13 protein-coding genes, 1 tRNA gene and 1 pseudogene are annotated in these 11,697 nt (G+C 46.0%); 5 read left to right on the top strand and 10 right to left on the bottom strand.

Annotated elements, in window-relative coordinates; all coding sequences use genetic code 11:
* A pseudogene (locus ACUVJL_RS32230) lies at positions 1 to 243 on the top strand (hypothetical protein); the annotation flags it as partial.
* A gap of 63 nt (positions 244 to 306) precedes the next feature.
* Here the strand turns inward: ACUVJL_RS32230 and accC are convergent.
* The gene (gene accC, locus ACUVJL_RS32225; RefSeq protein WP_445249547.1) at positions 307 to 1,662 is read right to left on the bottom strand and encodes an acetyl-CoA carboxylase biotin carboxylase subunit; all 1,356 of its coding nucleotides are present in this window, start codon (positions 1,660 to 1,662) and stop codon (positions 307 to 309) included.
* A gap of 228 nt (positions 1,663 to 1,890) precedes the next feature.
* Here accC and ACUVJL_RS32220 point away from each other — a divergent pair.
* Positions 1,891 to 1,974: transfer RNA gene (locus ACUVJL_RS32220), tRNA-Leu, on the top strand.
* A 287-nt stretch (positions 1,975 to 2,261) separates the two neighbouring features.
* Here the strand turns inward: ACUVJL_RS32220 and ACUVJL_RS32215 are convergent.
* The gene (locus ACUVJL_RS32215; protein WP_445249546.1) at positions 2,262 to 2,501 is read right to left on the bottom strand and encodes a hypothetical protein; all 240 of its coding nucleotides are present in this window, start codon (positions 2,499 to 2,501) and stop codon (positions 2,262 to 2,264) included.
* 126 nt (positions 2,502 to 2,627) lie between these two features.
* Here ACUVJL_RS32215 and ACUVJL_RS32210 point away from each other — a divergent pair, with 126 nt between their 5' ends.
* Both ACUVJL_RS32210 and ACUVJL_RS32205 read left to right on the top strand, forming a co-directional pair.
* Entirely contained in the window at positions 2,628 to 2,840 is a 213-nt protein-coding gene (locus tag ACUVJL_RS32210) for a helix-turn-helix domain-containing protein (RefSeq protein ID WP_332973393.1), read from the top strand.
* Between the two features lie 333 nt (positions 2,841 to 3,173).
* Positions 3,174 to 3,551 carry a hypothetical protein gene (locus ACUVJL_RS32205; protein WP_445249545.1) on the top strand — a complete coding sequence of 126 codons (378 nt, stop codon included), beginning with the start codon at positions 3,174 to 3,176 and terminating at the stop codon, positions 3,549 to 3,551.
* Here ACUVJL_RS32205 and ACUVJL_RS32200 read toward each other — a convergent pair.
* The 4 genes from ACUVJL_RS32200 to ACUVJL_RS32185 all read right to left on the bottom strand — a co-directional run bounded on the left by ACUVJL_RS32200 (position 3,548) and on the right by ACUVJL_RS32185 (position 8,248).
* Positions 3,548 to 6,880: a CHAT domain-containing protein gene (locus ACUVJL_RS32200; RefSeq protein ID WP_445249544.1), complete on the bottom strand. Its 3,333-nt coding sequence runs from the start codon at positions 6,878 to 6,880 to the stop codon at positions 3,548 to 3,550. The two genes, ACUVJL_RS32205 and ACUVJL_RS32200, sit on opposite strands and share 4 nt — an antisense overlap.
* A 156-nt stretch (positions 6,881 to 7,036) precedes the next feature.
* The gene (locus tag ACUVJL_RS32195) at positions 7,037 to 7,396 is read right to left on the bottom strand and encodes a hypothetical protein (RefSeq protein WP_445249543.1); all 360 of its coding nucleotides are present in this window, start codon (positions 7,394 to 7,396) and stop codon (positions 7,037 to 7,039) included.
* Positions 7,397 to 7,405: 9 nt separating this feature from the next.
* The gene (locus ACUVJL_RS32190; protein ID WP_445249542.1) at positions 7,406 to 7,771 is read right to left on the bottom strand and encodes a papain fold toxin domain-containing protein; all 366 of its coding nucleotides are present in this window, start codon (positions 7,769 to 7,771) and stop codon (positions 7,406 to 7,408) included.
* Between the two features lie 6 nt (positions 7,772 to 7,777).
* Complete coding sequence (locus ACUVJL_RS32185) at positions 7,778 to 8,248, bottom strand: hypothetical protein (protein WP_445249541.1); 471 nt, start codon at positions 8,246 to 8,248, stop codon at positions 7,778 to 7,780.
* Positions 8,249 to 8,484: 236 nt separating this feature from the next.
* Here ACUVJL_RS32185 and ACUVJL_RS32180 point away from each other — a divergent pair, with 236 nt between their 5' ends.
* A complete protein-coding gene (locus ACUVJL_RS32180) occupies positions 8,485 to 8,727 on the top strand; it encodes an AbrB/MazE/SpoVT family DNA-binding domain-containing protein (protein WP_445249540.1) in 243 nt (80 codons plus the stop codon).
* Positions 8,728 to 8,757: 30 nt separating this feature from the next.
* Here the strand turns inward: ACUVJL_RS32180 and ACUVJL_RS32175 are convergent, their stop codons facing one another.
* The 4 genes from ACUVJL_RS32175 to ACUVJL_RS32160 form a co-directional block, all read right to left on the bottom strand.
* Positions 8,758 to 8,982 carry a hypothetical protein gene (locus ACUVJL_RS32175; protein ID WP_445249539.1) on the bottom strand — a complete coding sequence of 75 codons (225 nt, stop codon included), beginning with the start codon at positions 8,980 to 8,982 and terminating at the stop codon, positions 8,758 to 8,760.
* An 18-nt stretch (positions 8,983 to 9,000) separates the two neighbouring features.
* Positions 9,001 to 9,405, bottom strand: coding sequence for a type II toxin-antitoxin system VapC family toxin (locus tag ACUVJL_RS32170; RefSeq protein WP_445249538.1), 405 nt, complete (start codon positions 9,403 to 9,405; stop codon positions 9,001 to 9,003).
* Positions 9,405 to 9,629 carry a DUF2281 domain-containing protein gene (locus ACUVJL_RS32165; protein ID WP_445249537.1) on the bottom strand — a complete coding sequence of 75 codons (225 nt, stop codon included), beginning with the start codon at positions 9,627 to 9,629 and terminating at the stop codon, positions 9,405 to 9,407. The genes ACUVJL_RS32170 and ACUVJL_RS32165 overlap by 1 nt, the downstream gene beginning before the upstream one ends.
* Positions 9,630 to 9,811: 182 nt before the next feature.
* Complete coding sequence (locus tag ACUVJL_RS32160) at positions 9,812 to 11,080, bottom strand: FAD-dependent hydroxylase (RefSeq protein WP_445249536.1); 1,269 nt, start codon at positions 11,078 to 11,080, stop codon at positions 9,812 to 9,814.
* Positions 11,081 to 11,697: the final 617 nt, after the last annotated feature.

The following is an 11,697-nucleotide window of genomic DNA, read 5'->3' as shown; positions in this document are numbered from 1 at the left end:
CTCCGTACTAGAATGATTCCTCGCGTAGACGGTTGTTCTTACTTGCTGCTTGAATTGTATCAAAAACTGAAGGCGGTTGAAACCGCTACCGACTTGTCCCCGTGTCTAAAGCCAGGGGCTTGCGTCTCGTTCTTTGGTCAGCGGGCATGGGGCATGGGGCATGGGGCATGGGGCATGGGGCATGGGGCATGGGGCATGGGGCATGGGGCATGGGTTAGTTGCCAACTGACAACTGACAACTGACAACTGCCAACTGACTACTGCCAACTGCCAACTGACTACTGCCAACTGACTACTGACTACTGACTAATGACTGTTTTGGTTCAAGAACTGTTCGACGAAATTCGTGTAAACTTCGCCGCTGAGAAACTCGGGGGAATCGAGGATTTTTTGGTGAAAGCCCAGGGTGGTGGGGACGCCGGTGATGGCGCATTCCCGCAATGCCCGTTTCATCCTGCGGATGGCTGTCGGTCGATCGCGCCCCCAGACAATTACTTTACCGATTAAAGAATCGTAGTAAGCGGGTATTTCGTAATCGGTGTAGACGTGAGAGTCCATCCGCACGCCGGGACCACCGGGAGGCAAATAACCGCTGATTCTGCCGGGGTGAGGGCGGAAATTGCGATCGGGGTCTTCAGCATTGATGCGACACTCGATCGCGTGACCGTTGAGAATTACTTGGTTTTGCTTGATTTGCAGTTTTTCTCCTTGGGCGATGCGAATTTGTTCGGCTATCAAGTCCAGGCCTGTAATCATCTCGGTGACGGGATGTTCTACTTGGATGCGAGTGTTCATTTCCATGAAGTAGAACTTGCCCGATTTGTCAAGCAGAAATTCCACTGTGCCGGCACCTGTGTAGTTGATGGATTTGGCGGCGGCGACGGCGGCGTGACCCATTTGATCTCGCAGTTTCTGGGTGAGGGCTGGGCTGGGGGCTTCTTCGAGGAGTTTTTGGTGCCGGCGCTGAATCGAACAATCTCTCTCGCCGAGGTGGATGACGTTACCGTAGTTGTCGGCGAGGATTTGGATTTCGATGTGGCGGGGTCTTTCGATGAATTTTTCGAGGTAAAGTCCGGGATTGCCGAAGGCTGCATCGGCTTCGCCTTGGGCGGCTGAGAATAGTTTGGGGAGTTCGGATGCTTCTTTGACTAGCCTCATGCCGCGGCCTCCACCGCCGGCGGTGGCTTTGATCATCACAGGATAGCCGATGTCGCGGGCGATCGACAAAGCTTCGCGATCGTCCGCCAGCAATCCCTCGCTACCGGGAACAGTGGGGACTTTCACCCGCTGCATGGTTTCTTTGGCGGTAGATTTGTCGCCCATCGCCCGCATGGCTGCCGGAGAAGGGCCGATGAAGGTAATTTGATGGTCGGCGCAGATTTCGGCAAATCGGGCGTTTTCGGCGAGGAAGCCGTAGCCCGGGTGAATGGCTGCGGCGTTGCGCGTCAGGGCGGCCGCGATGATGTTGGGGATGTTTAAATAGCTTTTGCTGCTGGTGGGGGGGCCGATGCAAACGGCTTCGTCTGCCAACTGGACGTGCAAGGCGTGTTTATCTACGGTGGAGTGAACGGCGACCGTGGCAATCCCCATTTCCTCGCAGGTCCGCAATATGCGGAGAGCTATTTCTCCCCGATTAGCGATTAAAATTTTCGAGAACCCCATCTTCGCTGCTTAATTCACTCAATATTCTGTACAATAATGCCTTTCGGTATGTTCTGGATAATGGTTTTGCAGAAATTGTTCATAAAAATTTATTTTACATTTTGCTGGTAGTGGTGCTATGATTGTAAATCGGCGGTGTCAAAGGGCAAGTCATAAGTTAAATGTCAGGAACCTCAACCTGTGAATCTTTAACTTGTAACGCAAAAATCCCGGAGATTGCCAGTAAGAGCGGATGTGGCGGAATTGGTATACGCGCACGCTTGAGGTGCGTGTGGCATTATGTCCTTGCGAGTTCGAGTCTCGCCATCCGCATTGAATATGTAAAACAACTGTTGACGGTTTTGGCTGTCGGCAGTTGTTTTATATTGAGTGGTTTTTCTAGAAAGTAGACCTCTTGCAAAAATAAATAGGACGGGCAAGATGCCCATCCCACAAGAAAAAATAACTCTTGTGGGATGGGCCGAAGAGCCCGTCCCATCAATTGATGAAAAGGATTTTTGCAAGAGGTCTAGTCTATCGAGTACCGTAGGGTGCGTCGCCATCAAATATCCTCAAGTGCGATCGAACTTCTGACATATCCGCACCCTACAAAATACTGTTTAACTGTCGATCGACAATTGTGTTTGTATGGGCACGCTGAGTTCATTGACGCACAGCGCATTTACGAAAACAATTGTATGTGGGACTGCGGGCATTAAGCGACGCAGTGCATTCAAGTAAGATTCGGCATCGGGGCGACGACTAAAACGGGCGACTGTTAACCGCTGACAGTTTGGGAGTTGGCGAATTATACACCAAGGTTTAAGTCGATCGCGATAAGTGAGTTCTTTTGGTATCATAGGAAAATCCTTTCCACGAAAGTGGATGGTTAGAGAGGCGATTGCCCTTGATTTATCAGGTCTGAGGGCGATCGTCTTTGTGATTACAAATATTAAACGATATATACTTATCGTTTGTCAAGTAGAATGGGGTTAGTTAGGTTCCGAATCCGAGAGTTGGCTGACGAAAAAGGATGGACGCTAAAGGATGTGGCCGATCGATCGGAGGTTCCGTACAGCACAGTCAGGCACTATGCTCGATCGGAAGGACTAGCAACGGTTGATATCACATCAATTCAAAAAATAGCTCGCACCCTCGATGTTTTGATTGAAGAGTTGATGGATGTTGTCAAAGAGTAAACAGATTTATCAGTAAGTCGCGAGAATATGACTGCGAAAATGTAATTAACAAAGAAAGCAGAGGGCGATTACACATCCCCAGAGGGAAGTTGATTTTGGGGACTAGGTAAACTTGTGTGCGCGGATGATGGTTTTAACACTTTACGAGCAATTAGCAAAGCAACCCCTCCCAAGACTCCACCACCTAAGCAACTAAATATAATGGCACTAAAGAAGGGATGAAGTTTCTTTGTTTGTGTAGCCGCAGTTTCAACCGCCGGGTTTCTACACAAAAGAAGTACAATAATTATGGCAAAATAAGAATTACTCATTTATTCGATCGCCATTATCCCAATGATTACCGTTACCCAAGCAGAAATTGAACAGTATCGCTCCCAATTACAAGAATATCCGGATGCTCTAAAAGCTCTTGATGTACTTGAAGAGTGTGAAGGCAAGCTAGAATATGCAGCCGAAACTATCGCTATTGAGACAGGAGAATTACATGATAATTTGGGTGAAGGAAACCCGAATGAACCTAGCTGGTTTGAAAAATCAGCCGAGAAATTGCGTCCTCATATTTGTACGCCAGCGTTTAAAGACGCATTGAATCAAGGTTTGTCTACTGTAATGGCTTTACTAATACCTGTTGTGGGATATTCAGGACTGCTGATACTGATAATTATTTACATCAGTAAAAAAAATCTGGACGAGTTTTGTAAAGATTGCTAAACACCTATCGCAGTGAAGCCACCCCAGTAATGAGCTTCAGCAAAAGGAAGCGGCTGGCGCTTACTGTCTCTTGCAGCATTCTGAGGAGCATCAACAAAGCGTCTGCGTATCCCTGGGGGCAGTTGCTCAAATATATGGTCGATTTGGGGTTGGAGCTCTTTTAATAGGGCTTCCAACTTCTCTGAGGTCAAATTCCGCAGCCATTGTTGTGCCTCATTGAGAGCAGCAACAGTTGACAAGGTTTTTATGTTTTCATAGAACCGAATTAGTAACAAAGTGCTGGCGAGTTCATCCACTTTCCAAAGGGTACTGACCATACTAGGGCTACCTGCTAAGAGAAATCCGAAAGGTAAGCCGATATATTCATCGCTGGTTTTGGATTCTGTCAATCCAGTTTCGCAGGCGGAGAGAGTGACAAGACGACATTGATTTAGGTCAAGATTAAAGATTTCCAACAGTGTCAAACGTTCTTTATTGGCGAATACCAGGGATGATTCCAAAGGCGAGTCAGGCTCGAACTTGCCGTGACAACCGAAATGGGCGCAGTTGGCAAAGCTGAGTTTCGCGTTTAGAATTGCGTTCTTATTAGCATCATCTTTTGCCAAGAAATCATTAGACTTGAATTTGTGACGGATGTTAGCGGTTTGCAGTTCAAGTAAGTAGCGGTCTTTGGTAGGATTGGCAATAGCAAATAGGTGAGAGAAATTAGGGCGTTGTCGCTGTTTCGCCTGTTGCAGTAGTTGGCAACTGGGGGCATAGCTGACTCCACCAGGGAATAAGTCGAGAAGGCACGATTCGGATTTGGACAGGGATACAGTGATAGAAGAATCGATTTCATCGGTGCATCCGCTTTCAAAATCCCTTTCGTGGGAGATTGGCAACGCATGAAGAGGGAAAAGATGCAGGAAGCGATGGGGAATTAAAATCAGTCGATCGCACGGTTTCGGAATATTCTTTAAAATCTCATCAAGATGCAAAATCTCAGCTAGGTTTTGGAGGCGGGAGGCTAGTTTTTGCTTCCATTGGGGTTTGATCTCTTTGTAGTCTTTCCGATACTCGTTATCCCAATTTACCAAGGCTTGAAAGTCTGCTGTTGAAGATTGCCAGATTATTGGTGTTGGGGATTGCGGGGTGATGATGAAAGTTAGAAATTTATCGCCTATGATGTACCACTCAAGAATAGCGGTGTTTTCACCTGTCAGAGTTTGAATGTCTTTGTAGAGGATGGGCTTAACTTTTTGGGTTAGGCTAAAATCAGGATCGATTGATGTAATTTCATGAGCAATCAATTCATCGAGTTGTTTACGCAATTTGGTGAGATGAGTAGAATCGCGGCTAGTGGTTAGGCTGTCGATTTTGAGGCTGCGTTCTCCCAATATTCTGCCACCATTACTGTTACGGTTTATCTGTTCGATTTCCAGTTGTCGCTGTTCGGCCTCAATTTCTCGACCGAGGCGCGAAAATTCGTTGAGAACAGTTTCGGGGATATTGCCTTTGGGTTTGATGTCGCGGGTGGCAAAGAGTTCTACAAGGTTGCGGGCTTTGCTGCGTTCGGCATATTCCACAGCTTCGGTGTAGCGTTGCAGTTCGATGCAAACTTCTACCATTCTTAGATAAAGTCTATTCCATTCTTCGGCTAATTTCTGTTTGGTTTCATCCCCAGATTGAATCTCGCCCCGTAAAAATTCTACTGTTTCAATCGCTGGGGCATAGGTATCATAAGCGAGTTGCCATTGCTGGTTACTTCGGTAAAGATTACCTAAATTAGATAAAGTCTCTGTATGTTCTTGTGGGAAAGCCTCGCGAGTTCTAATAGTTAAAGCCTTGTGATAAAGTGCGATCGCCAGTTCGATATTCTGTGCTTTCTCTCCCCTCATTCTGTCACTGTAGGCTGCTGCCAGATTATTTTGCGTCATAGCCCAATATTCGGGAAAAGCTTCGCGGGTGTAGACGGTTAATGCAGCAGTGTAATATGCGATCGCCAGTTTGATATTCTCTGCTTTGTCTTCCCTGATTCTGTCACTGTAGGCATTTGCCAGATTATTTTGCGTCATAGCCCAATATTCGGGAAAAGCTTCGCGGGTGTAGACGGATAATGCAGCAGTGTAAGATGCGAGCGCATTTTCGATATTCTGAGCTTTCTCTCCCCTGATTCTGTTACTGTAGGCTGCTGCCAGATTATTTTGCGTCTGGGCCCAATCTTCGAGAAAAGCTTCGCGGGTGCGTACTTCTAATGCAGCAGTGTAAGATGCGAGCGCATTTTCGATATTCTGAGCTTTCTCTCCCCTGATTCTGTTACGGTAGGCAACTCCCAGATTATTTTGCGTCATTGCCCATTTTTCGGGAAAGGCATGGCGGGTGTAGACGGATAATGCAGCAGTGTAAGATGCGATCGCAACTTCGATATTCTGAGCTTTCTCTCCCCTGATTCTGTTACTGTAGGCTGCTGCCAGATTATTTTGCGTCATCGCCCAATCTTCGGGAAAGGCCTCGGGGGTGTAGATGGTTAATGCAGCAGTGTAAGATGCGATCGCAACTTCGATATTCTGAGCTTTCTCTCCCGTGATTCTGTCACTGTAGGCAATTGCCAGATTATTTTGCGTCGTTGCCCAATATTCGGGAAAGGCATCGCGGGTGAGGACGGTTAATGCAGCAGTGTAAGATGCGATCGCAACTTCGATATTCTGAGCTTTCTCTCCCCTGATTCTGTTACTGTAGGCTTTTGCCAGATTATTTTGCGTCCCTGCCCATTTTTCGCTTCCCGGTTCCGAATTATTTAAAAGTATTTGAAAACCAGTAATGGTAATTTCAAGATTATTCGCTCTTTTACCCAGCGGAAAGTCACTAATATGAATACTCAAGTTTCCAATGTCGCCTAGAATAGATTCAATTGCTTCGGGATGTTCGGCAATAAAATTCTGTGCCACTTGCTGTAAAATCTCGGCAAAACGGTCATTGAGGAGATGTTGCCGCCCGGCGAGCATGGGGTATATTACTTTTATATCGCTATTGCTATCTTGTTCTGCTTGCAATAATTCTAGGATAAATTTTGCATACTCTTGAGGATTTTCTCCTTCAGAGGGATCGCTATCTTTGTCATCGTTCATATCCAAGAACTGCCCTACCTGACTGGCCAGATTTCGCAAGAAACTAGCTGCATTTTCCTGTTCTTGTTGTGTCAAGTTTTCTGCTACTAACTCGCAAGCTTGCAGAAATCCGCGATCCAGTAATTCTAAGTTAGCCTGTAAAATTTGCTGTTCCTCACCGTTGGGGCAATTCAGGAGTGCCTGAATCAATTGCAGATAAGCTTGGGCGCGGGTTTCTTCCATTGTGGGGAGTTGTCAGTAACACCGATGTTTATTTTACCATGATTCGATGAGTGGCCAGAAACCGGGTTTTTTCGAGAATATTTGGTTACAGGCGAAGAGATGGGAAAAAACCCGGTTTCTTTGATTGTGCGCGAGTGGCCAGAACTTGACAATTCACTATCCAGTTTTTACCTTACCGACTTTTTCCTTAACTTGCACTACTTCTGAATGGCTATCTCGCTGCAAAAACTCATCAAGCAACTCATAAAAACGATAAAAGGCTCGTTCTTCATTGTTAGTATAAAACTCGATTATTCTTGCCCATGAACCTGATGTTGATACTTCATATCGCTTTTGCAACCAGGGTTGAAAGTCGCCATAAAATTCCATTTCCTTTTCTGTTGGTTCAAATCCCAACTCCCGTCTCGCCGTTCTATAACCGACTATAAACATAAAAAGATCGCTCGCAGAAGCTCGTCCGATATACATTCCTGGTTTTGCTTTAATTTTCTCCAGAATTTCAAAAAGTCCGCTCATAACAATCTCCTAGTCAAAGTTTTCTAGCTCTTCCACAACAAACTCATCGCTGGGACAGGAAAAATCCTTCACCCACTCTGTCCTAAACATTCCTTGTGCTGACAGATTATCAAACACACGTCCTCGAACTTCAACACCGTAGTGAGTACCGTTTTCTGTGATTGATTCACCCAATCCTTTTTGGAGCATAGGTTCGCTCAAGATAAAGTCTTCATCATCAAACCTTGTTTTCAGTCTGAGTAACTTACCCGCAATTCTATTTTCTGCCAGCCATTTTAACACGGCTTTGGCACACTCTTCACATTTAAGAATATCGTACTGGCTCGCGATCGCACCAATCTCTCGATAAATCTCCTCATCTGAAAAATCGCTCACTTTCCCTCACACCCTCTCAAATCTTCCATCAAAATCGATCGCACTCTCAGATTGCAAAGGACGCTCAATTTCATCAGAGTCAAGCATCACTTCATCATCCTCATCCAAGTCGAAATTCTCTGGAACTAATCCATCGAAGCTATTGCGGTTAGGAAGCTCAGGCATATCTCCCAGCATAGCAACTGCTTCAGCAAGTAGATTAAGATTCTCTGGATCGGGGTGTTTTTGTGCCGCCCGCACAGCCAAGATGACGACACGCAATCCTCCCCTTAGCCGATCGACATCACGGGCTAGTCCATACATTGCTTGAAAGTCACGTTCCTCAATAATGCGGTACTGTCCTGTTTTTGTCTGGAGAGTAGCAATGACACCATTGGCGATCGAACTGAGTGCTTCTGCGCCCTGCAAACGAAACTTCTCAAACGATGTCCAATTTGCACCGCTTCGCAACCTAAATTTTTTATTTGTAATCGGCATAGTTTCACCTCTTTACTATATCCTAACGTAAACCCAACGAAAAAACAACGGCTATTGATTTTGATGGGTGGGTGGCCAGAAACCGGGTTTTTGCGACAGACTTCGTTACTGTCGGCAAAAATCGTAAAAACCCGGTTTCTTTACTATTAGTTGCTATACTGTAGACACTCTGTATATACATCCTCAAAAAAAGGGTGAAGTCCTCAGAGTAATATCATTAGCTAGAGGATTAGGCTATGGTTGGGACGATCGCCAAATGGGGAAACAGTCTTGCTGTTCGGATTCCACAGCATTTAGCTAAAAAGATTAACTTAGCTCAAGGTTCCCAAGTGCAGCTTGTGTCGAGAGATGGTAGGCTGACGCTCGAGCCTATAACTCGTCGGCGATATTCCCTTGAGGAGTTAGTGGAAGCGATTACCCCAGAAAATCTTCATACTGAGATTGATAGTGGAGTTGCTGTGGGGAATGAAGTTTGGTGACACAATCAAATCCCTATTAGATACATCTCTTTATACTTCTCGTAAAATCCGACTATTCAAACGCTCATATTCATCCTCTAGTAGCCACATTGTAGCAGATTCGTAATTGTCACTGGTAAAGATAACTTGATAGTTTTGTGCCGGGTTGTGGATGCAAAATTTTCCTGAAATTTCCTTAACTAACATCAAAATATAAGGCGGAGATATCAGAGTATCGGCCCAGATTTCCGCAAACTCCCACTCAGTTTCTTGCATGGTAAATTCCCCTCATATTCACCAAATTGTCTGAATAGTTGTTACTGCTTGAATTTTTGCGTCGCGGGTGACTAACGGAAGACTCAAAGATAAAGCAGTGGCGGCAATAATCCTGTCCGGCATATCTGGTACCACATCGCGGGGAATCTGACGCAGAGTTTGTGCTGTGATTAAATCCAAAGGGGCGATGGCTAACCCAGTCCCCGGATCGGACAAGGCATTAATTAACCGATCAAATGCCTCTTCTGGCAATCGATACCTTTCCACTAAATAGCCTAATTCTACCACAGAAATCGCGGACACATAAATCGAATAGCCTCCTGCTAATGCTGTATCCAAAGCAGCCATAGCTGTTTGTGATAATCGAGCATTCTCCCGCAGATACCAGATAATTGTATGAGTGTCGGCTACAACGGCTGTCATTAAATATCCCCTCTAGGAAAGTTTCCCCACATTTCTTTTCTAGCTTCGGTAATATCTTCTTCGGTGATATCCATATCTAAATTAGCCCACATTCCTTTGACGCTTTTTAGAGGTCGTTTGAGAAGGTTTTTTTGCTGAAGAAATTCAGCAAAATCTAAAACTTCTTGCTGCTGATTCGGGGGCAATTCGCGCAATTTATCTAAAACTGCTTGCTCTAAATTCATTGTTTCTTTTCCTCCGTTTGGGCTGTACTTGACATAGCTTTGAGTCGGCTTTGTTCAATCTTAATTATATACCAGTCATTGATGAATTTAGTTTGATGGGTGAGTAGCCAGAAACCTGGTTTTTGCGAGATACTTCGTTACAGTGCGAAGATTCGAGAAAAAACCGGTTTCTTTGATTTTTACTAAGCGCCTAATTCTGGCGGCCGCCCCATTAAACCGGTCATCAAGCGCAAGGCTAAAAACCTCACTGGGGGAATTGTCCGCAAACACCACAATCCAAAGCGGCGAAATGCTACAATTGGCAGCCAAGTATTGGAAAATAATCTGTCTAGAAAATCGGTAAATCCTAACACGATTAAATTCTCTTTTTTGCGCCAGTTGTGATACCGTTTCAATACTCGCAAATCGCCGATATCTTCGCCTTTTTGGTGCGATTGCTGCAAGATTTGGGCGATCGCCCCTGCGTCTCGAATGCCCATATTTAATCCCTGGCCGCCCACGGGATGGCAGCAGTGGGCGGCGTCGCCAATTAGTGCTAATCTGGGCAAAACGTAGCGATCGCTCTGCATTAACTGCACCGGAAACAAAAAGCGATCGCTCTCCAATTCCAAACGCCCCAAAAGCCCGCCCGTGCGCTGTTCCAACAAAGTCAAAAACTCTGTTTCATCCATTTGTTGCATAGCTTTTGCTTCCGCGTGGGGTGCTGTCCAAACTACTTGACAGCGGTTCCCAGGTAATGGTAAGACTCCCATCGGGCCGCTCGGCCAAAAGCGCTCAAAAGCGATATCATTGTGCGGTTTTTCTGCTTTAATAGTGATAGCAACGCAGGATTGCCAGTATTTCCAGCCGCGAGTGCTAATGTTGGCTTCGGTGCGGATGCGCGATCGCGAACCGTCGGCTGCGACTAATAATTTGGTGCGAATAGTCCGAGTTTCGCCGTTTTGTTTGACTTCTATTTCGGCGCAATCGGTTAAATATTTTACCTCGACTACTTCCGCCGGACAAACCCAACTAAAATTCGGGTTTTTTGCCAAAGATTCTTGCAAAGCTGACAGCATGACTCCGTGCTCGCCAACGTAACCTAAAGCTGCTTTTGGTACGGGCAATTTGCCAGTATTTCCCAAATCTGGGCGGTGGAATTCGACGACGCCGGGATAGTCGCCGTCGCAGAGGCTAATTTGCTCGAAGGTGGTGATTTGCGGTAAGATTTGCTGCCACACGCCGATACCTTCTAAGATCATTCCTGATAGCAGGGTGATTGCATAGGCTTGTTTTTTGGCGGCGGCGGCGGCGGGGAGTTGGGTTTCAATTATAGCGATTTTTAATCCAGAATCTTTTAAGGCGCTGGCTAAGGTGGCCCCGACTATGCCGCCTCCGACGATGGCTATGTCAAAGTCGAGTGTCGGTGTTTGCGTCGGGGCTGTGGTTGGAGAAAGTTGGTTTACAGGCATTTTCAAGGGATTTTGTCAAAGTTAATTGGATTGTTACTTTTTTATTGTAAAGAATTATTTCGATTTAGGGCGATCGAGAAGAGGAGAAAAGGAGAGTCTCGGCCTTCGTGAAAATCAAGGGTTTCAGACTAGGAGCTCCAAATGCAAGCCCTGGATGCACTCGCTACCTCAGAAACCCGGTTTCTTCCTATATTTCTCGTCACTAAACGCAAAACTGGTAGAAACCGGGTTTCTAGCTTCCCCCGATGGGTGAACCCTGAAACTAATGATATCGTTTCCGGTTGCATCGGAATGATTTAACCGCAGAGGGCGCAGAGAACGCAGAGGGAGAGAATACAGAGATGAATAATTCCGATGCTACCGGATTTGATATGACTACTGACTAATGGTATAATTTCCGATCGATCGCCCATAATACAATTGCCGGGGCCCGTTTGTGAGATTGTCCGTTTTTGGCATATATTATTGGTGAACCCGCCCCTACAGCAATCAGGTCGATCGACCGGACATGATATCATACCTCTGCTGTGTCAAGCAGTCAAGCTGAAAAATGGTTGGCGATCGGGCTCCATAGTCGTCAGAATGCCAAGCGTATCCGCACCGAATCGCGATCGTCC

It is taken from the genome of Microcoleus sp. OTE_8_concoct_300, assembly GCF_031383065.1.
Classification (GTDB): Bacteria; Cyanobacteriota; Cyanobacteriia; order Cyanobacteriales; family Microcoleaceae; genus Microcoleus.
This window is presented reverse-complemented; position numbering and strand designations above follow the sequence as displayed.

Bases quoted from the DNA above. Each gene is read 5' to 3' on its own strand.
- ACUVJL_RS32180 (WP_445249540.1), top strand. From the start codon at position 8,485: ATGGTTGGGACGATCGCCAAATGGGGAAACAGTCTTGCTGTTCGGATT.
- ACUVJL_RS32205 (WP_445249545.1), top strand. From the start codon at position 3,174: ATGATTACCGTTACCCAAGCAGAAATTGAACAGTATCGCTCCCAATTA.
- ACUVJL_RS32210 (WP_332973393.1), top strand. From the start codon at position 2,628: ATGGGGTTAGTTAGGTTCCGAATCCGAGAGTTGGCTGACGAAAAAGGA.
- ACUVJL_RS32175 (WP_445249539.1), bottom strand. From the start codon at position 8,982: ATGCAAGAAACTGAGTGGGAGTTTGCGGAAATCTGGGCCGATACTCTG.
- ACUVJL_RS32215 (WP_445249546.1), bottom strand. From the start codon at position 2,501: ATGATACCAAAAGAACTCACTTATCGCGATCGACTTAAACCTTGGTGT.
- ACUVJL_RS32185 (WP_445249541.1), bottom strand. From the start codon at position 8,248: ATGCCGATTACAAATAAAAAATTTAGGTTGCGAAGCGGTGCAAATTGG.
- ACUVJL_RS32195 (WP_445249543.1), bottom strand. From the start codon at position 7,396: ATGAGCGGACTTTTTGAAATTCTGGAGAAAATTAAAGCAAAACCAGGA.
- ACUVJL_RS32165 (WP_445249537.1), bottom strand. From the start codon at position 9,629: ATGAATTTAGAGCAAGCAGTTTTAGATAAATTGCGCGAATTGCCCCCG.
- ACUVJL_RS32170 (WP_445249538.1), bottom strand. From the start codon at position 9,405: ATGACAGCCGTTGTAGCCGACACTCATACAATTATCTGGTATCTGCGG.
- ACUVJL_RS32200 (WP_445249544.1), bottom strand. From the start codon at position 6,880: ATGGAAGAAACCCGCGCCCAAGCTTATCTGCAATTGATTCAGGCACTC.
- accC (WP_445249547.1), bottom strand. From the start codon at position 1,662: ATGGGGTTCTCGAAAATTTTAATCGCTAATCGGGGAGAAATAGCTCTC.
- ACUVJL_RS32160 (WP_445249536.1), bottom strand. From the start codon at position 11,080: ATGCCTGTAAACCAACTTTCTCCAACCACAGCCCCGACGCAAACACCG.